Origin of the sequence: Stieleria mannarensis, assembly GCF_014154935.1 — a bacterium.
GTDB classification, from domain to species: domain Bacteria; phylum Planctomycetota; class Planctomycetia; order Pirellulales; family Pirellulaceae; genus Stieleria; species Stieleria mannarensis.
In genome coordinates, this window is record NZ_JACEHH010000001.1 from 112,835 (window position 1) to 131,363 (window position 18,529).

Below are 18,529 nucleotides of genomic sequence, written 5' to 3' on the forward strand. Positions count from 1 at the left end.
TCCGTCCATGATCCGACCACGCCAATCCAAATTGCCTGGACGACGCCGACGCGGAGCCGCCTTGGTCGAAATGGCGATCGTGCTGCCGTTGATCATGCTGTTCTTCACCGGGTTGCTCGAAATCGGTCGCGTGCTGATGCTCCAGCACACCGCCGACGCCGCGGCCTATGAAGCCGCCCGATCGGCGATGGTCCCCGGTGCGACAGCGGCCGAGGCCAGACAGGTCGCTCAGCAGCTGGTCGATGCCGCGGGGTTGGCGTCTGTCGTCATCGAAGTCACCCCGGAAACCATCACCGAGCTGACCCCGTTGATCACGGTCAAAGTCGACATCCCGGTCAACGAGAACTCCTGGATCGCGCCGCGAAATGTCGCGGTTCTGGCGGTGTCCAGCGAAGTCACCTTAATGTGCGAACGTCCGCCCGTCACGCGACTGGCCGCCGTCGACGACCTGAACGCCAAGAAGCAATCGATGCAGTCTCCGTCACCGAGCGACTCGCAAACAACCACCGCTGATTCCATGTGATCGCCCCGCCCGCGACGTCGTTCGATGGAAAAGTCGCTCAACGCGACGCATCTTCGACGGAGATGTCATCGGAAGTAAGCCCACGGATGGCAGCGCGAACCCACGGATGGCAGTGGAGTAGTTGTGTACGTCGATTGCGGAGAGTCAGCCCTACTGGCGTCTCAATCCCACAATGTCCACCAGCGACTTTCCAAAATTGGCTGCAATTCCCCACCGAGAGCCCAACGCCTTCATGTACGACCGACAGCGATTCATGTTGAAGCTGTTGTCTTCGAACAGCGCAGTTTGACACAAGACGACTTCGTCTTCGATCAAGAAACAACGCAATGAAGACTTCCGCAGTTGGGTGTCCGTGTACCGTGCTTCGGCAGTCGGATTCACGGTTACTTTCATTCCCTGGTGCCTGAGCCCAAACAGCAACAGCTTTTCAAAGACCTCTTCGCCATAGCCGGTTCCGTGCTCTCGATAAACATCTCGTAAAACGTTGCGTACTGATCGACCGATGTCCCGAGTTGCGCCAGAAACACTTCCTTTCCAGTATTTCCAATCTTCAATGAGTCGTGGCGGCGTTGGAGTGTATGCCACGCGTTCGACAATGACGCGGTCAAGTCCCATGTTGACCAACAGCCCCAGCGAATCCCTTCGGCATTTTAAATAGTCAAATAGCTGGACGAACTCTGCGGGCGATGGATGACGTGGAACAGCTTTTAGTTCGATCGTGATCTTGCCCCAAACAACGAAATCTGGGATCAACCGGTAGACCTGTTCACCGTATAAAAACAGTGGGTGAATCGGTTTGCTAACAAATGGGACGTCATTGTTTCTAAAGCAGACGACCAATGCCTGGTGATAATCTTCTTCGTCACGCCCTACTCCGACATTATTCTGAACATCAAAAAAGCAATGACGAATCGCGTGCGTGCGGTCTTCGTAAAGAATTGCCATGAATAGCCACCCCCAGATGAGAGCAGCGAGGGTACTCCCCGCAGGTAGCTGCGCGAACCCTCGAATCTAACATTCCACTGTTATCCGTGGGTTCGCGCTGCTATCCGTGGGTTCAACACTCTTCCACGCATTCGGCTACTTCGAATTGTGCTAGCAATGACAAAGGAAAACCTTGTATGACACCCGAGCTGATTGCCTGTGTCGAAACGATTGTCCGTGGGCGGATGGAGGGTCAGGGGGCGGGGCATGGGTTTGATCATGTCGGGCGCGTGCTTCGTTCGTCGCGGCAGATCCAGGCGGAAGTCGGGGGTGACCGGTCGATCGTCGATCTCGCCGCGCTGTTGCATGACATCGGCGACGCGAAGTTCCATGACGGAGTCGAAAGGAGTGCGGAGTTCAGCTGCCAAATCCTCGGTGAACTCGGCGTCGATGCGCGGGTCATCGACCATGTCGCACACATCGTCGACAACCTGTCCTTTCGCAAAGGCGACGCTGCGGCGCCGTTGTCGATCGAAGGCCAGATCGTTCAGGATGCGGATCGCTTGGACGCCTTGGGAGCGATCGGGATCGTCCGGACGATCGAATACGGCGCCGCGTTCGGTCAGCCCTTTCACGTCTCGGGCAACCACGACGGAGCGGAGAAGACCGGCCTGCGGCACTTTGACGACAAATTGTTTAAACTGCACGCCCTACTCAATACCGAACCGGCTCGCCGCATCGCCCGACAGCGTGAGGCGTTCATGAGACAATTCGTCGATCAGTTTTTGCAGGAATGGGGCGAGGGTGACAATTGATTCGCCGTCTGAATCCCCCACCGATGGCAAAGCGTCCCGGCGGATGTCATAGTGGTGATCGCAGTTTTCGGCCACGAACCCTTCGCCCATGAGTTTTCATGAATGATTCCCGAAACGTGATCCACCCGCGTGACGAGATCATGCAGACGATGGATCGGATCTATCGGTATCGGATGACGACCACGTCCGGCGGCAACCTTTCGATCCGCGACGCGTCGGGCGACATTTGGATTTCACCGGCACGCGTCGACAAGGGGAACTTGACGCGGCGGGACATCATACGTGTGCGCGGCGATGGCAGCGTCGACGGTCCGCACCCGCCGTCTTCGGAGTTTCCGTTTCACAAAGCGATCTATGACGCCCGTCCGGATGTTCGATCGGTCGTCCACGCGCACCCGGTCGCCCTGGTGGCGTTCAGCATCTGCCGCCAGACGCCCGACACGCGACTGTTCCATCAAGCGTACTCGGTCTGTGGCAAGCTCGGTTTCGCGCCTTATGCGTGTCCCGGCAGCAAGCAACTGGGGGCGAACATCGCGGCATCCTTCGCCGAGGGGGCTGACAGTGTGATCTTGGAAAACCACGGCGTCGTCGTCGCCGGCGAATCGCTCTCCGACGCCTTCAAGCGATTCGAAGCGTTCGAGTTTGCCGGCAAGACGCTGATCAAGGCTGCGGCGCTGGGGAAGGTCAATCTGTTGGACGATCGTCAATTGGCACAGGCCGCCGGCCGCAGTGTCGATTTCGAAAGCTTTGATCCACCGACTGCGGGCGCCAGCGAGTGTGAATTGCGGCGGCAACTCTGTGACTTCGTTCGCCGCGGTTGCCGCCAGCGTCTGTTGATCAGCACCGAAGGCAGTTTTTCCGCGCGGGTTGATGGCGAGGCGTTTCTGATCACGCCGACACAGCAGGACCGCGAGCAACTGGGCGTCGACGATTTCGTCTTGATCGATGGCCAGCGACGCGAATCGGGAAAGCTGGCCAGCCGTGCCGCCAAGGCGCACCAAGCGATCTATCGCAAGCATCCCCACGTCCAAGCGATCGTGTTTGCGCACCCGGTCAACGCGACGGCGTTCAGCGTCACCGACAGCGACTTTGACGTGCGGACGATCCCCGAAAGCTACGTGTTCTTGCGCGACGTTCGGCGTGTCCCTTACGGTGTCCAATTCGGTGACGGCGAGCAAATCGTCGACTATGTCAATGAGAAAACACCGGCCGCGATTTTGGAAAATGATGGCGTGATTGTCACCGGACGCAGCGTGCTGGACGCGTTCGACCGTTTGGAAGTGCTGGAGTCGACGGCCGAAGCGGTGATCAATGCGCGTTCGATCGGCTCCGTTCAAGCCATGTCCGACGATGTGATTGATGAATTGTGCCGCGAGTTCGACCTCTGACCGGCTCCATTCGGTTAGAATCGAGGCATGGTCACCACGGTCAAAACCCTCGCGTTTCTTTGTTTCGCCGCGCTGCTCTCGTCGGTCGTGAGCGCGGAATCGCCTGCCGAGCCGGTCGACAATGACAGCGCGATCCACCATCGCAATGCGATCGACTACCTGCAGCGGGAAGGCCAGCGGTGGATCGACAAGCAGGGTTGCGTGTCATGCCATCAAATCCCCGCAATGCTGTGGAGCTTGCACACGGCCCAATCGCGGGGCCTGGAGGGATCCGAGCAGGATTTGAAGCAATGGACCCAGTGGTCCACGGACCCCGTCAACTTCGTCAAGCCACATCAGAGGAAAGACGTCGACATCGAGAAGACGTTGGCAGGGAATATCGACACGATGGCGGCGTTGATGTTGGCGATCCCCGAGGACGCTAAGACAAGTTGGCGGGATCAGTTTGTGGCCAAGCTCTGTAGCGAGCAGGCCGATGATGGATCTTGGAAAGCCTGTGGTCAGCTGCCCGCTCAGAAGCGACCGAAGTTGGAAACCGCCCAGGCGACGACGCTGTGGGTCACTTTGGCACTGCTGCGACATGGCAGCGAGGCGTTTGATCTCGCGTCGGCGATCCGGTTCGCCGACTCCGGCCCCGAAGCGGTGTCGACCGAGTGGTACGCGGTGCGGATGATGGTCGCCGCGGAGCAGGATCCAGAATCGACCGACGGCTTCCGTGACGAGCTACTGTCACGCCAGCGCAGCGACGGTGGTTGGGGGTGGATCGCCAGTGAGTCCAGCGATGCGCTGGCGACGGGGCTCGCGCTCTATGCGCTCGCAGAGAGCGGAGAAACCGAGTCGCGGGAAATCACGCGCGCCCGTCGATTCCTACGTGATTCCCAAGGTCCATCGGGGGAGTGGCAGGTCCCTGGAACCAAGGCGTCGGCCAAGGGAAAGCCGACACCGACGTCCAATTATTGGGGAACCGCCTGGGCCTTGGTTGGGTTGCTCAGCACCCGCTCGTAGTCTACCGCAGCTTCATTTTCGATTGAGCTGGACAGTCGCCGTCCTCTCCGAGGTCGGCGCAGGGCAACGCGTCGCTTTTTCGCGCACGCGCCGAGTTCGGAGAACACGGCGACTCTCGTTGCCAAGTGAAAAGGGGCATGTCCCAACAACCAAATGGCCCGCAGGGTGCTGCCCGTTTTGAGTATCTGCCCCCGTTTTCGCGAACCACAACAACAGATCGTCTTCCGTCTCCCGCGCGGCCGGCTTCTCAGATGTCCACCGTCGCGATCGATGGATTGAAAAAAACCGGCGGGGACGGTTTCCGGATCGTTTGGGACGGCGATTTCGCTGGAAAACGCCTCGGAACCGCCTAGATCCGCCGTCACAAGCCGTTTCAGCGCCAGAACGGCCGTAAGTCACGTTTTTCCAATGGCTTGCATGCATTGGATGTCCGGGCAAATCCGTCGGAAAATCGTAGTTTTTAACGAAGTGACGATACAATAGAGCACACACGCGCAATCCTCTTTCTTTCTCGGGGTTGTCCGCTCACGGGCCCCCGACACGCGAAGAAACGCGATCGCATGCGACTCCGATCGATTCCCGGGGATTTATCTTGTGCGTTCATTTTTCGGCTGAGTCGGCAGGCCCATTGCAATGACGAACACGCCCAATCTTCTGCAGCTATATTCGGAAACCTACGAACGCGAAAAACAAGTTCGTTACACGCTGAAGGAATACCTGGAAGCGGCCCGCGACGACCCGTCACTCTATAGCAGTGTCGCCGAACGGATGGTGCAAGCGATCGGACCGCCCAAGCAGATCGACACGTCCGGTGATTCGCGTCTCGGACGGATCTTCATGAACCGCACGATCAAGGTGTATCCCGCCTTTGATCAGTTCTATGGTTTGGAAGAAACCATCGAACGGATCGTGGGGTACTTCCGGCATGCCGCCCAGGGACTCGAGGAGCGAAAGCAGATCCTTTATCTGCTCGGTCCGGTCGGCGGCGGAAAGAGTTCGCTGGCCGATGCCTTAAAGCGTTTGGTCCAGCGTCAGCCGGTTTATGTCCTCTGCGCCGGGGACGAGATGAGCCCGATCTTCGAAAGCCCCCTGGGGCTGTTCGATCCGAATTCGATGGGCTTTCTGTTGGAAGAGGAGTACGGCATCCCGCGCCGCCGGCTGAACGGTTACATGTCTCCCTGGGCGATCAAACGTCTGGACGAATTCGGCGGCGACATCTCCAAGTTCTCGGTCGTCCGTGTGATTCCATCGGAACAGCGACGTTGCTGTGTGACAAAGACCGAGCCAGGGGACGAGAATAACCAAGACATTTCGTCGTTGGTCGGAAAAGTCGACATCCGCAAGCTGGAACATTTCTCCCAAGACGATGCCGATGCGTACGCGTACACCGGCGGATTGAACCGTACCACCCAGGGATTGTTGGAATTCGTCGAGATGTTCAAGGCGCCGCTGAAAATGCTGCACCCGCTGCTCACGGCGACCCAGGACGGAACGTATGTGGGAACCGAGAACGTCGGCGCGATGCCCTACCAAGGAATCATCGTCGCCCACAGCAACGAATCCGAGTGGGAATCGTTCAAATCCAATCGCAACAACGAAGCGTTTTTGGATCGGATCTGCGTGGTCAAAGTGCCCTACTGCTTGCGCGTGACCGAAGAACGCAAGATTTATGACAAATTGATCCAGAGTTCCAAACTGGGTGAAGCCCCCTGCGCGCCAGACACGCTGGAAATGATGGCCCGGTTCTCCGTTTTGACGCGGCTGAAAGAGCACGAAAACTCCAACCTGTATTCCAAGATGCGGGTCTACGACGGCGAGTCGCTCAAGGACACCGACCCCAACGCAAAAACGGTCCAGGAGTATCGCGATGCGGCCGGCGTGGCCGAGGGGATGGAAGGCGTTTCGACGCGATTCGCCTACAAGATTTTGTCCGAGACCTATAACTTTGACACCGACGAGGTCGCGGCCGATCCGGTGCACTTGTTATACGTGCTGGAAAAATCGATCTTGCGAGAACAGTTGCCCGAGGAAACCGAACAGCGTTATCTGGAGTTTGTCAAAGAAGATCTGGCGTCGCGATACGCCGAATTTATCGGCAACGAAATCCGCAAGGCGTACTTGGAATCGTATCACAGTTACGGCCAAAACCTGTTCGACCGCTACATCGCCTACGCCGACGCCTGGATCGATGACCAGGACTACAAGGATCCCGACACGGGACAGTTGATGGATCGCGATGTTCTGAACGAGGAATTGGAAAAGATCGAACATCCCGCGGGGATCGCCAACGCCAAGGATTTCCGCTACGAGATCGTCAAATTCGCCTTGCGCTCGCGGGCCAAGAACGACGGCCGCAACCCCGAATGGACCTCGTACGAAAAAATCCGCGAAGTGATCGAAAAGCGAATGTTCTCGCAGATCGAAGAGCTGTTGCCCGTGATCAGCTTCGGTGCCAAGAAAGACAGTGAAGCCGAACAGAAGCACAGCGAATTCGTCGAGCGGATGACCCAGCGTGGTTACACACGACGCCAGGTCCGTCGGCTGGTCGATTGGTACATGCGTGTCAGCAAATCTGGATAGGAAGACGATCCCCATGCAAGTGATCGACCGTCGGCAGAACCCGAAAGCCAAAAGCCTGGGAAACCGACAACGCTTTCTCCGTCGCATCAAGTCACAGATCCGCAAAGCGGTCAATGAGGCGATCGAGAATCGTAGCGTTGCCGACGTGGACAGCGGCGAGAAAGTCTCCGTCACCACCAGCGACATCGGCGAGCCAAAGTTCGGATTCGATTCCACCGAGGGCGATCGCAGCTATGTGATCCCCGGCAACCACGATTACCAGCGGGGCGACCGAATCCGCAAACCCAGCGGCGGCGGATCGGGCAGCGGGTCCGGCGGCAGCCCCGACGGCGATGGCGAAGACGCCTTTGTGTTCATGTTGACCCGCGATGAGTTCCTGGACCTGTTCTTCGAGGACCTGGAACTGCCCAATCTGGCCAAGCGAAAACTCAAGTCGATCACCAGCACCAAGTGGAATCGGGCCGGCTACGCCAACGACGGCTCCCCGCAACGGCTGAACAAATCCCAGACGATGCGACGCAGTCTGGCGCGGCGCATCGCACTCAAACGCCCCCGGTTGCACGAGCTGAATCGGTTGGAGGAAGAGTTAGAAGCAGCCCGAGCCGAGGGGAAAGACGCCGAACACGACGAGGAAGTCAAAGGCCTGGTCCGGCGGATCGAACAGCTCCGTTATCGCATGCAGGCGGTCCCGTTTCTCGATCCCGTCGACCTGCGTTACAACCGTTTCGAGCAGACGCCCAAACCGACCACGCAGGCCGTCATGTTCTGCCTGATGGACACGTCGGCGTCGATGACCGAATCCCTGAAGGACCTTGCCAAACGTTTCTACATCCTGCTGCATCTGTTTTTGACGCGTCACTACCGGGCCGTCGAACTGGTCTTCATCCGGCACACCTACACGGCCGCCGAAGTGGACGAAGAAACGTTCTTTCACGGCCGCGAGACCGGCGGAACGGTGGTTTCGTCGGCGCTGGAGGAAATGCTTCGCATCGTCCGCGAACGTTACCCGGTCCAGGATTGGAACATCTACGCGGCACAGGCCTCCGACGGCCATAACTTTGACCACGACATGCCGAGGACGATCGCGCTGCTTCAACACGAGATCTTGGACCTGTGCCAGTACTATGCCTACATCGAGGTCGGTGAAGAAGAATCGTCGTACACCAGTGCATTGTGGAACGGATACTCGCAATTGGATTCGCATCCCCAATTCGCTCGTGCCAAGGTCTTGGACCCCACCGAAATCTACCCGGTGTTTCATAAACTGTTCGCCAGCAACCGGCAGCCGTCTTAGTCGATCATGGACAATCGAAAGCTACTGTACCAAGGCCCGGAGTGGGATTTCGAACTCCTGCGACGCGTGCACGATGCGATCGAGGAGATCGCGATCGGCGAGATGGGGTTGAATGTCTATCGCAACCAGATCGAAGTGATCACCAGCGAACAGATGCTCGATGCCTACACGTCGCTGGGCATGCCGCTGATGTACTCGCATTGGTCGTTCGGGAAACGGTATTCCCGCGAAGAAATGCTGTATCGCAAAGGGGCGCAATCGCTGGCCTACGAATTGGTGATCAATTCGGACCCCTGTGTCGCCTACGTCATCGAAGAAAACAGCATGACGATGCAGACGCTGGTCACCGCGCACGCGTCCTTCGGTCACAACCACTTTTTCAAAAACAATTACCTGTTCCGCCAATGGACCCGTGCCAGTCGCGTGTTGGATGACCTGGCCTATGCGAAACGCTTCATCGCCGATTGTGAAGAACGTTACGGTTTGCAGGCGGTCGAGCGGACACTCGATGCCGCACATGCGTTGATGCCGCAGGGCGTCAGTCGCTACGCCCCCAAACACCCCGCCCGTGCCAAAGACATCGCCATCAAGGCCGAATCGCGAAAGTCCCATCAAGAAGCAACCTTCAACGACCTGTGGAGAACGTTGCCGAAATCCAAGGAGCGTCGAAAGACGGACCATGACGAGAGCCAAGAAGGCGACGACAACACCCTGCGGCTGCCCGAAGAAAACTTGCTCCGATTCCTCTCGCTGCACGCGCCCAAGTTGAAGGATTGGCAGCGTGAGGTGCTGGACATCGTTCGGAAAACCGCACAGTACTTTTACCCCCAGCAACAAACCCAGTTGATGAACGAAGGCTGTGCGACGTTCGTGCATTACCAGATCATGAATCGGTTGCACGAAACCGGCCAGGTGGATGAAGCGGCAATGCTGGAGTTCTTGCACATGCACACCGCCGTCGTCACGCAGCCCGATTTTGATGACCGGCGATTCAGGGGCATCAATCCCTATGCACTGGGGTTCGCGATGATGAAGGACATCGAGCGAATCTGCGAGACGCCGGAACCGGAGGATTTGGAGTGGTTCCCCGAGATCGCCGGACGAGGCAATTTCATGCAGGTGTTGCGCGACGCTTGGGCGGACTATCGCGACGAAAGTTTCGTGCTGCAGTTTCTCAGCCCGCACCTGATTCGAAAGCTGCGTTTGTTCGCCGTCAGTGATATTTCCGGATCACCGCATTTGTCGGTCGACGCCATTCACGACGAAGCGGGCTATCGTGAGATCCGCCGCCGGATGGCCCACCAGTACGATTTGTCCAAGCGTGAGCCGGAGATCGAGGTGACCGAGGCGGATCTGAAGGGCAACCGGCGATTGGTGCTGACCCATCGTGTTCGTGACGGCAAGATCCTCAGTTCCGATGATTGCAATCGCGTGCTGCGGCACGTCGCCAATCTGTGGGGTTATCGTGTCCGCTTGATCGAAATCGACGCCGACACCGGCAGCACGCTCAACGATTACGACGCCGTCGCCCTGCCGTAGGAATGTGGGAGAGGCTTCCACCTCTCGTTGCGGAGTAATCTTTCAGGCTTGATGACAGCCCAGTAGTCTACTGCAACTCAATTTGCGAACCTGACGATGCGTTCCGAGGGGCGCCGTGTTCTCCGAACTCGGCGTGCGCGAAAAAACGAAGTTCTGCCCCGCGCCGACCTCGGAGAGGACGGCGACGATCCAACGGCGGCCACGCACCCACCGGGATTTCGAGTAAATTGGTGCAGCACACGATGCCCGCCCACATTCACTCTGGAGTCCACACTCTTGCGTACTCTGTTGACTCCCCCCGTGCGAATTAAAGACTGTTTCCTTCGGTTCAGTTGGCTTTTCATCACCTTTGTCTCTCTCTCGGGCCTCGCCCAGGCACAGGAGACACTCGAAGCGGAGTTGAAAGAGCGCGACGCGGATGAACTGGCGCGCCATGCCCACATCTTTGGCGATGCGTCGCGCGGGGCGATTCGGTTTTATCAAACCGGATTGAGCTGTGTTCAGTGCCACGTGGCCGACGATGGTGAAAACCGGCTCGGACCGGATCTGGCGAAAATGAACGAGCGGGCGACCTATGCGCACGTGATCGAGTCGTTGCTGGATCCGTCCAGGGTCGTCCGGCCGGGTTTCCGCGCCGAGCGATTATTGCTTGATGACGGTCGTGTCGTCAGCGGGATGATCGCCGCCGAAACCGACCAAACGCTGACCGTTGTGGTTCCCGGCGACGAGGAACCCGTGAGGGTTGCCTTGGACAGCGTCGAAGCACGCGCGGCGTCCGGATCCATCATGCCGAGCGGGCTGATCAACCAACTCGACGACGAACGCGACTTCTTTGACTTGGTCTGTTATCTGGTCGAATTGGGACAGGCCGGCCCTGAGCAGGCGGCATTGATGAAGCCCGATCCGTCGATGCTCCAACCTCCCCCGTTGCCCGCCTATGAAAACGATCTCGATCATCGCGGATTGATCAATCGTTGGAACGACCGGTCGTTTGAAAACGGCGAGCGGATTTACAAGGGGCTGTGCATCAATTGCCACGGCACACGCCTGCAAGCCGGTTCGCTTCCCAACGCGCTGCGGTTCGCGAGCGGTAAATTCAAAAACGGCAGCGACCCGCTGTCGATGTACAAGACGTTGACTCACGGCTACAAGATGATGTTGCCGCAACGTCAATTGGTGCCGCGTGAAAAGTACGATGTGATTCATTACATCCGCGAGGAGTATTTAAAACCACACAACAGCTCGCAATACACCCCGGTCGATCGGGCGTACCTGGACTCCTTGCCCCCAGGTCGCCTCCGCGGTCCCGCTCCCATCCGCAACCGACCGTGGAGCGAGATGGACTACGGGCCCTTCTTGACTCGCACCATTGAAGTCGTCGGCGAACACTCGAAGCCGCGGCCTGAAGTCACCGACGAAGACCGACGTCGGGGACGACGCGAAAATCGTCCCGCCGAACGGACTTGGCCTGCCGAAACGAACTTCGCCTACAAAGGCATCGCGATTCAGCTGGATCAACACAAGGGCGGCGTTGCCAAGGGATCACACTTTTTGGCCTTCGAGCATGACACGCTGCGAGTTGCCGGTGCTTGGCTGGGGACGGGATTCATCGATTGGGAAGGCATCTTGTTGGACGGCAAGCATTGGCGGTCGCCGCGTACGGTGGGTGAAACACATTTCCAAAATCAGCCCGGCCCCGGTTGGGCCGATCCGCTGACGGGCACGTTCGAAGACACGCGTTGGCGGGCACGCGACGGGCAGGCGTACGGGCCGTTTCCAAATTCGTGGATGGATTACAAGGGCTTGTACAAGCATGGCAACCGCGTCGTCCTGTCCTACACCGTCGGTGATGCGGCGGTGCTGGAATCTCACCGGGTCTCCGAAGAACATGGGCCGGGACCGTTCGAGATTCCCGTCACTTGGATCCGCGTCTTGAACATCGGGAAATCATCGCGAGACATGGCGATCCGAATCGCTCCCCAAAACACCGTTTCGGTCGCCGTCAATGGACCGGAGGGTTTGAAAGCGGAAGACGTGGACGGGCTGGCGATCTTAAAAATCCCGGCGGAAAGCACGCCGGTTGATTTGGAATTGCATATTGCTCATCACGAGACGGATCCGTCGTTCCGGTTCTCCGCCGGACCGGAAGACCTACGGCCACTGACCCATGGCGGTCCTGCCCAGTGGCCCCAAACGCTGAGCACGGAGCCCAAGACCGGAGACGATTCCGGTGGCTTTGCCGTTGACGAACTGACACGTCCGACGACGAACCCGTGGAAGAGTCGGTTGAGAATGTCGGGGTTGGATTTCTTTCCCGATGGCGATTCGATGGTCGCCTGCTGCTGTGACGGTGATGTGTGGATCATCCAGGGGATTTCGCAGCCGGGCGGAGAGTTGCGCTGGCGGAGGATTGCGTCGGGCCTGTTTCATCCGCTGGGCATCAAGATCGTCGATGGCAAGATCTTTGTGGGATGCCGCGATCAGATTGTCGTCCTGAATGACATCAACGGTGACGGGGAAACCGATTTCTACCAGTGCTTTAACCACGACCACCAAGTCACCGAGCACTTCCACGAATTCGCGATGGGGTTGCAGGCCGACGACGAAGGCAATCTTTACTATGCCAAGAGCGCACGGCACGCCCAGGACTCGTTGATCCCGCAGCACGGCACGCTGTTGAAGGTCAGTGCCGATGGACGGCAGACGACGATCTTGGCCAACGGTTTTCGCGCCGCCAACGGTGTCTGCCTCAATCCCGACGGGTCGTTCTTCGTCACTGACCAAGAGGGCCATTGGACACCGATGAACCGGATCAATCGCGTGGTCGAAGGCGGTTTCTACGGTAACATGTACAGCTATGGCGCGCCCGACGATACCCGTGATTCGGCGATGCAGCCACCGCTGTGCTGGCCCAACAAGCCCTTCGATCGCTCGCCCGCCGAATTGTTGTGGGTCGACAGCCGGCGATGGGGCGCGCTCGACGGCGGACTGTTAAGCTTGTCCTACGGTTACGGCAAAGTTTTCCTTGTGCCGCACGAACAGGTCGGCGGTCAGTGGCAGGGAGGAATGTGCCGGTTGCCGCTGCCGGAGTTTGAAACCGGCATCATGCGTGGCCGCTTCCACAGCGACGGACACCTGTACGCGTGTGGGATGAGTGCCTGGGGCAGCAACCAAACGGACAACCCTGGCGGGTTGTACCGGATACGTGCCACGGGCAAACCGATGCACTTGCCCACCGCGATGCACGCCCATCAACGCGGCGTCACGCTGACGTTCTCCGATCCCGTCCAGGTCACCGCCGCTGCCGATCCGAACAATTACCTGGTCGAAACATGGGACCTGCGACGAACGGCCAACTATGGTTCCGACCGGTTCAACGAGCGAACGCTGGACGTCACCGCGGTCGAGGTTTCCGGCGACGGCAAAACCGTCCAGTTGCAGATCCCCGCGATCGAGCCGACGTGGACGATCCAAATCGCGTACAAGCTGCGTGGCGAATCAGGCCGTTCGTTCGGGCGGGTGATTCAGGGCACCATTCATGTTTTGGCGGAGTGATTGGATGGATTCACCAACACTCAGTCCCGTATCATTCCGCCGTCGCGATGCGAACGAGCTGTTCGCGGCGCCCGCGGCCGTCGCCGATGCCGACGCGCAAGTAGATCGAACCGTCAACGATCGCGGGGCTGGCGTAGCAATCGTCGCCCAGCCGATTCTTGGCGACCTGCTGATACTCGTCGCCCGACGCGCCGAAGACGTAAACGTTTCCGGACAGGTCCGCAACGTAAATGTTTCCGTTGCACAGCACCGGTGAACTGCTGAAGCTGCCGCCCAGGCGTTTTTTCCACCGGTTCGTTCCGTCGTCGACCGACCAGCACAGCGCGATCCCGTCATCGTTGACGGCAAAGACGTGTTCCCCGTCGGTGATCAAAGAGGGCTCATAGACCTTCGTTCGGTCCGACCAGATTCGCTCGCCGCTGGAGGACAAACAAACCGTCTCCTTTTCCGGGTATCCGCCGGCGGCAAAGATCCGATCGTCGGTCGTGACGACGGTGCCGCAGGTCGCTTCGGCAAGGCACTCGGTTTCCCACAACAACTCGCCGGTCGCGGGATCGTAGCTGGACAAGCGATCGCCGCCGCTGATCAACACTTGATCCACTCCCCCTACGGTTGCCACGTGGGGACTGGAGTAGGAACTGGCATTGCCGCGTTTGGTTCGCCATGCGATCTCGCCGCTGTTGAGGTCCATCCCCACCAGATAGCCGCCGCCGAAGTTGTCTGCGGCGATGATGACCAGCGACTTGTACAAGACGGGCGAAGGCGCATAGCCGAACTTCGACGCAAACGCACCGATGTCCCGCTGCCAGACTTGGTTGCCCTCCAGGTCCAACGCCGTGACAAAGACACGCTGGCTGTTCAGGTGGGCGGTTACCAGCAGGTTGCCGTCCGAAGCCAACGTGCCGTTCGCGTTGGTCGCCTTGTGGTGAACATCGCGGTCACTCGGGAAACCGCCCTTGTGAACCGTGGTTTGCCAGCGTTGGTCCCCGGTTTCGCGATCGTAGGCGACGACGATCTGTTCCGATTGAGCATCGATCGCCGAGCCAACCACGACCAGATCACCGACGACAATCGGGCTGCTGTGCCCGCGTCCCGGCACGTCGCTCTTCCACACCACATTGGTCGAATCGTCCCAGGTCGTCGGCAGCGGTTGGTCATCGGCAACGCCGTTTCCCTTGGGGCCACGCCACTGGGGCCACTGTCCGGCCAAATCGCTGAAGTCGCGTTCGGAGACGACCACACCGCTCTCGCTGAGTGACACTTCGTCGACCGGCGTCTGCTTGCGACAACCGACCAAGGCGACAAGACCAATGACCAAAAGTTTGAGCGGGGCTTGAGTCATCAGGCTGCGATTGAAAACGAGTGATGTGATTGTCCGCGAATGGCAGAAGCGTTCTCTGGAGGGTGAGTTGAGCTGAATTGACGACGTGTTTCAAGTTCCACCTCGTCAGTCGTCAGATTTCCCCGGCATTTTCTTGTCACCCATTTTCGTGTCTGATCATTTTCTCCCACGCTGCATTTTTCTGCCCCCCCAATACTTCTGCCATCTGTCCTGAAACCATTTGCCGTCCGCTTTGATACTCCCGTCGGGATTGGCTATCGATTGATTCGATCGATAACGGCGGTGTGATTATGCTATCGAACCATCAATTCTTGACGGTTCTTATTTGTTCGGACCCTTGCTCCAATGAAAGCGTTTCGAATCCTGCTGATCCCGGCACTGACTCTGGTCTTGGGAGTGACCGCCCATGCCGATGTGACCGACTTTGGGACGTGGACCCTGGTCGAGGATCCCGACCATCCCGGTTTAAGTGCCTCCGTCAATGCTGCTTCGGCAACGCTTTCGGCGCTGGACACGGCCGTTCCTGCGGGCACGGACATCGGATTTCAAAGTGTCGACGGGGCAACACCGCTGGCTTCCGCCGCCGGGTTTTATTTCAACCCCGACGCCGACTTTTCACTCGCGATCGATTACGACTGGGCGTTTTCGGGCAATCCGACAGGATTCCTGGGCCTTGGTTTCGGGATCGGTGAAGACGGTGACGGGATGAATTCGGCCGGTGTGGCGATGGGCACCTTGGATGGTTCGCCGTTCCTTTCCTTTGGCGGTGCGGCGCGAATCAACGACGTCGACCAAACGCCGGTGGCGCTCGGTGGCAGTCCGTTCCTGAATCCCGCGTCTGAATCGGGGACCCTGTTCGTCGCCTACCAGGCCTCCGGTGGTGACGTGATCGTGGGCGCGTCAACGACTCTGGCTGCGTCTGCCCCAACGGTGTCGCACACCTTCGCCGGGATCCAGAATCAGTGGTCGGGCAGCGATCTGATGGCCAGCTTCTTTCTCCGCAGCGACTCGCCGCCGCCGACGTCGGCCTGGAGTGGAGGAAACGCGGATGCCGTGTTCACGAACTTCCGCGTTTTAGGCGGCAATCCGACCGCGATTCCCGAACCGTCCGCCGCCGTGGGAACGCTGTGGTTGATCGGTGCGTTGGCCTGTCGGCGATCTCGCCGTCGCGTCTAGACGCTGGCGGCAGAACTACTGCGTCTTGAGTTCCATTTCCGGTTCGCCGGTCGTCGTGTTCGCCTCTTCGTCGGTTGATCCCATGAACGGATTGGAATGCGAAACGTTGCGACGACGACCGGAGTGTTCGGTGGCCTCCACCGACAAGGCATCCAACTGCGACCCTTGTTGGACGATCGATCGAACTTCCGACGCGATGCGCTCGGGTTCAAAACCGATCGTTGACAATCCGAGCCAGAACACGAGTGCACAGAAACCTGTGGCGGCCAGACAGATCGTGCCGTGGGCCAACCCGATCAATGCGGCGGAGAAGCGATCACACCTGGCCGCATCCGAAATCATCATCAACACCACGACGATCGAAGCCGGCATCGCCAGAAAACCCAGGGGACCCAAAAAACCGTATCCGACCAGCAGCGTCGCCCCGATCGCGACGATCATTTTTAATTTCAGCCCCGCACACCCCGCATAGCTCGGGATCTCCTCCCCGAAGTACGCCATGCACATTTGTAACGAAAAGACCCAGCACGCGAGAACCGTGACCAAAAACGCCAACGCACCCGCGATCAGAATCCAACCGGTCGAGCCAATTTGAATCGCATCCATCATTTGTGTCTCTTCTCTTTTCGCCGGTACGGTACGCGGCAAAGCACAGCGGTCCGTGCTGCATGGATCCGTGCCACCGATTGCGTTTTTGAACCTACAATGCGTCTTCCCCGATCGCCGCCGACAATACGGCTTAAAAAACGATAGAACGGAATCCTCGTCCCTCCCCAGATCCCGGCGTGACAACGCACCGTTTCTGTGTCGTGATTGCCGCGGCAACCTTTACAACCGCCCCAATTGCCCCCCCGATTTCATTGATGACCATGCATGCTGCCCGATTCGGATCGTTCTTCTTGGCTGTATCGTTCGTAACGCTCTCGGTTCACGCCGAGGTTCCCAAGGGATTGGTCGGCGATGGGGTGGCCGATGACACCGCGGCGATCCAGGCAGCCGTTGATGCCAAGACCGGATTGATCGAATTCGGCCGCGGCGTTTACCGGATCACCAAGCCGATCACGATCGATTTGGACCGCACCGGATGGACCAGTTTGCGGGGCGACGGCGTCGCGCAGTTCAAGATGGAAGCTGCCGGACCGACGTTTCGGTTTATCGGCACCCACGACGGGACGGCCAGCCCGCGGACGGTCAAACCGAACGTTTGGGATCGCCAACGCACGCCGATGGTCGATGGCATCGAGATCCTCGGTGGACACCCCGACGCGTGCGGGATCGAGGCCAACGGCACCATGCAATTGACGCTGACCCGCCTGGTCGTCCGCAAGGCCAAGCATGCCGTCCACCTGATCGGTCGCAATCGCAACGTCACGTTGTCGGAGTGCCATCTTTACGAAAACAACGGCATCGGCGTGTTTCTGGATCGGTTGAATTTGCACCAAATCAACATCGCCAACTGCCACATCAGCTACAACGCCGGCGGCGGAATCGTTTCGCGGGGCAGCGAGATTCGCAATTTGCAAATCGGCACCTGTGACATCGAAGGCAACATGGGTGACGCATCGTCCCCACCCACCGCCAACGTCTGGCTCGATTCGACCGACACCTCCGTCGGCGAAGTGGCGATCGTCGGCTGCACGATCCAGCACACGCACGACGCGCCCGGTTCGGCAAACATTCGGATCAATGGATGGTCCAACGAGCGGCCGTTCACCGACGAACGCCGCACCGGCAACATCACCATCGCCGACAACGTGCTGTCGGATGTCCAAACCAACCTGGACATCACCGCGGTGCGAGGGATCACGATCAGCGGCAACACGATGTGGAAAGGCTATGCGGCGAATGTCGTTGCGCGGAATTGCAAACAGGTCGTGATGACGGGGAACCTGTACGACCGCAATCCACGCTATCACTACGGCGATGGCGGAAAGGCCAAGCTGGGCGTGATCCTCGAAGACTGCCGGGACATCACCATCAACGGCGACCACTACGGTGGCGAGGTCATCGAGCATCCGGCCGCATTGCAACTGCGTCGCTGCGACGGCGTCAACATTCACGGCTGCTCCTTCGCGCGCGTCCCTCGCGCCGGCATCCTCGTCGACGACGTCCAGTTCGGACTGATTTCCAGCTGCCTGTTCACCGCGACCAGCGACGATGCGATCGACGTCCGGCAAGCCGGCGGCAGCGACGTCGATGCCACCTCCAATCGCTTCCGCCGACCGGATTGAGGATCAGTGTCTTTGCCGACGTCTTCGCCGAATCGATCCTGGCAAGTCGACGCGAAACGGCCGATCCATGCGGCCCACTCCTCCTCGGATTGCCTGGCATCGTCTTGCCCCCATCATTATGGGTTGCGGAGTTCGGGGTGGGTCCGGACAGGCCTGA

General features: G+C 58.9%; 13 protein-coding genes. 10 read left to right on the forward strand and 3 right to left on the reverse strand.

Annotated elements, in window-relative coordinates:
* Positions 1–7 precede the first annotated feature (7 nt).
* Positions 8–523 (forward strand): TadE/TadG family type IV pilus assembly protein, encoded by a 516-nt coding sequence (locus tag H1B37_RS00380; protein ID WP_182864625.1) that lies wholly within the window; start codon positions 8–10, stop codon positions 521–523.
* 150 nt (positions 524–673) lie between these two features.
* Here the strand turns inward: H1B37_RS00380 and H1B37_RS00385 are convergent, their stop codons facing one another.
* On the reverse strand, positions 674–1,468 hold the full coding sequence (locus tag H1B37_RS00385) for a GxxExxY protein (protein WP_182864626.1): 795 nt from the start codon (positions 1,466–1,468) through the stop codon (positions 674–676).
* A 176-nt stretch (positions 1,469–1,644) separates the two neighbouring features.
* Between H1B37_RS00385 and H1B37_RS00390 the strand changes: the two genes are divergently transcribed.
* The 7 genes from H1B37_RS00390 (at position 1,645) to H1B37_RS00420 (ending at position 13,623) form a co-directional block, all read left to right on the forward strand.
* Positions 1,645–2,262, forward strand: a complete 618-nt coding sequence (locus H1B37_RS00390; protein WP_182864627.1) for an HD domain-containing protein — start codon at positions 1,645–1,647, stop codon at positions 2,260–2,262.
* Positions 2,263–2,360: 98 nt separating this feature from the next.
* Positions 2,361–3,650 carry a class II aldolase/adducin family protein gene (locus tag H1B37_RS00395; RefSeq protein ID WP_182864628.1) on the forward strand — a complete coding sequence of 430 codons (1,290 nt, stop codon included), beginning with the start codon at positions 2,361–2,363 and terminating at the stop codon, positions 3,648–3,650.
* Positions 3,651–3,677: 27 nt separating this feature from the next.
* A complete protein-coding gene (locus H1B37_RS00400) occupies positions 3,678–4,655 on the forward strand; it encodes a prenyltransferase/squalene oxidase repeat-containing protein (RefSeq protein ID WP_182864629.1) in 978 nt (325 codons plus the stop codon).
* Positions 4,656–5,288: 633 nt separating this feature from the next.
* Positions 5,289–7,235: a PrkA family serine protein kinase gene (locus H1B37_RS00405; RefSeq protein ID WP_182864630.1), complete on the forward strand. Its 1,947-nt coding sequence runs from the start codon at positions 5,289–5,291 to the stop codon at positions 7,233–7,235.
* A 13-nt stretch (positions 7,236–7,248) separates the two neighbouring features.
* Positions 7,249–8,529, forward strand: a complete 1,281-nt coding sequence (locus tag H1B37_RS00410; protein WP_182864631.1) for a YeaH/YhbH family protein — start codon at positions 7,249–7,251, stop codon at positions 8,527–8,529.
* A gap of 6 nt (positions 8,530–8,535) precedes the next feature.
* Entirely contained in the window at positions 8,536–10,068 is a 1,533-nt protein-coding gene (locus H1B37_RS00415; RefSeq protein ID WP_182864632.1) for a SpoVR family protein, read from the forward strand.
* A 300-nt stretch (positions 10,069–10,368) separates the two neighbouring features.
* Positions 10,369–13,623 (forward strand): DUF6797 domain-containing protein, encoded by a 3,255-nt coding sequence (locus tag H1B37_RS00420; RefSeq protein ID WP_182864633.1) that lies wholly within the window; start codon positions 10,369–10,371, stop codon positions 13,621–13,623.
* 31 nt (positions 13,624–13,654) lie between these two features.
* On the opposite strand, the gene H1B37_RS00425 is transcribed toward H1B37_RS00420, so the two are convergent.
* Positions 13,655–14,965 carry an outer membrane protein assembly factor BamB family protein gene (locus H1B37_RS00425; RefSeq protein WP_182864634.1) on the reverse strand — a complete coding sequence of 437 codons (1,311 nt, stop codon included), beginning with the start codon at positions 14,963–14,965 and terminating at the stop codon, positions 13,655–13,657.
* Positions 14,966–15,310: 345 nt separating this feature from the next.
* Between H1B37_RS00425 and H1B37_RS00430 the strand changes: the two genes are divergently transcribed.
* The gene (locus H1B37_RS00430; RefSeq protein WP_182864635.1) at positions 15,311–16,141 is read left to right on the forward strand and encodes a hypothetical protein; all 831 of its coding nucleotides are present in this window, start codon (positions 15,311–15,313) and stop codon (positions 16,139–16,141) included.
* A gap of 15 nt (positions 16,142–16,156) precedes the next feature.
* Here the strand turns inward: H1B37_RS00430 and H1B37_RS00435 are convergent, their stop codons facing one another.
* Positions 16,157–16,750: a hypothetical protein gene (locus H1B37_RS00435; protein WP_182864636.1), complete on the reverse strand. Its 594-nt coding sequence runs from the start codon at positions 16,748–16,750 to the stop codon at positions 16,157–16,159.
* Between the two features lie 254 nt (positions 16,751–17,004).
* Here H1B37_RS00435 and H1B37_RS00440 point away from each other — a divergent pair, with 254 nt between their 5' ends.
* Positions 17,005–18,372: a right-handed parallel beta-helix repeat-containing protein gene (locus H1B37_RS00440; protein ID WP_182864637.1), complete on the forward strand. Its 1,368-nt coding sequence runs from the start codon at positions 17,005–17,007 to the stop codon at positions 18,370–18,372.
* Positions 18,373–18,529: the final 157 nt, after the last annotated feature.

Bases quoted from the DNA above. Each gene is read 5' to 3' on its own strand.
- H1B37_RS00380 (WP_182864625.1), top strand. From the start codon at position 8: ATGATCCGACCACGCCAATCCAAATTGCCTGGACGACGCCGACGCGGA.
- H1B37_RS00430 (WP_182864635.1), top strand. From the start codon at position 15,311: ATGAAAGCGTTTCGAATCCTGCTGATCCCGGCACTGACTCTGGTCTTG.
- H1B37_RS00415 (WP_182864632.1), top strand. From the start codon at position 8,536: ATGGACAATCGAAAGCTACTGTACCAAGGCCCGGAGTGGGATTTCGAA.
- H1B37_RS00425 (WP_182864634.1), bottom strand. From the start codon at position 14,965: ATGACTCAAGCCCCGCTCAAACTTTTGGTCATTGGTCTTGTCGCCTTG.
- H1B37_RS00400 (WP_182864629.1), top strand. From the start codon at position 3,678: ATGGTCACCACGGTCAAAACCCTCGCGTTTCTTTGTTTCGCCGCGCTG.
- H1B37_RS00390 (WP_182864627.1), top strand. From the start codon at position 1,645: ATGACACCCGAGCTGATTGCCTGTGTCGAAACGATTGTCCGTGGGCGG.
- H1B37_RS00410 (WP_182864631.1), top strand. From the start codon at position 7,249: ATGCAAGTGATCGACCGTCGGCAGAACCCGAAAGCCAAAAGCCTGGGA.
- H1B37_RS00440 (WP_182864637.1), top strand. From the start codon at position 17,005: ATGACCATGCATGCTGCCCGATTCGGATCGTTCTTCTTGGCTGTATCG.
- H1B37_RS00395 (WP_182864628.1), top strand. From the start codon at position 2,361: ATGAATGATTCCCGAAACGTGATCCACCCGCGTGACGAGATCATGCAG.
- H1B37_RS00385 (WP_182864626.1), bottom strand. From the start codon at position 1,468: ATGGCAATTCTTTACGAAGACCGCACGCACGCGATTCGTCATTGCTTT.
- H1B37_RS00405 (WP_182864630.1), top strand. From the start codon at position 5,289: ATGACGAACACGCCCAATCTTCTGCAGCTATATTCGGAAACCTACGAA.
- H1B37_RS00435 (WP_182864636.1), bottom strand. From the start codon at position 16,750: ATGATGGATGCGATTCAAATTGGCTCGACCGGTTGGATTCTGATCGCG.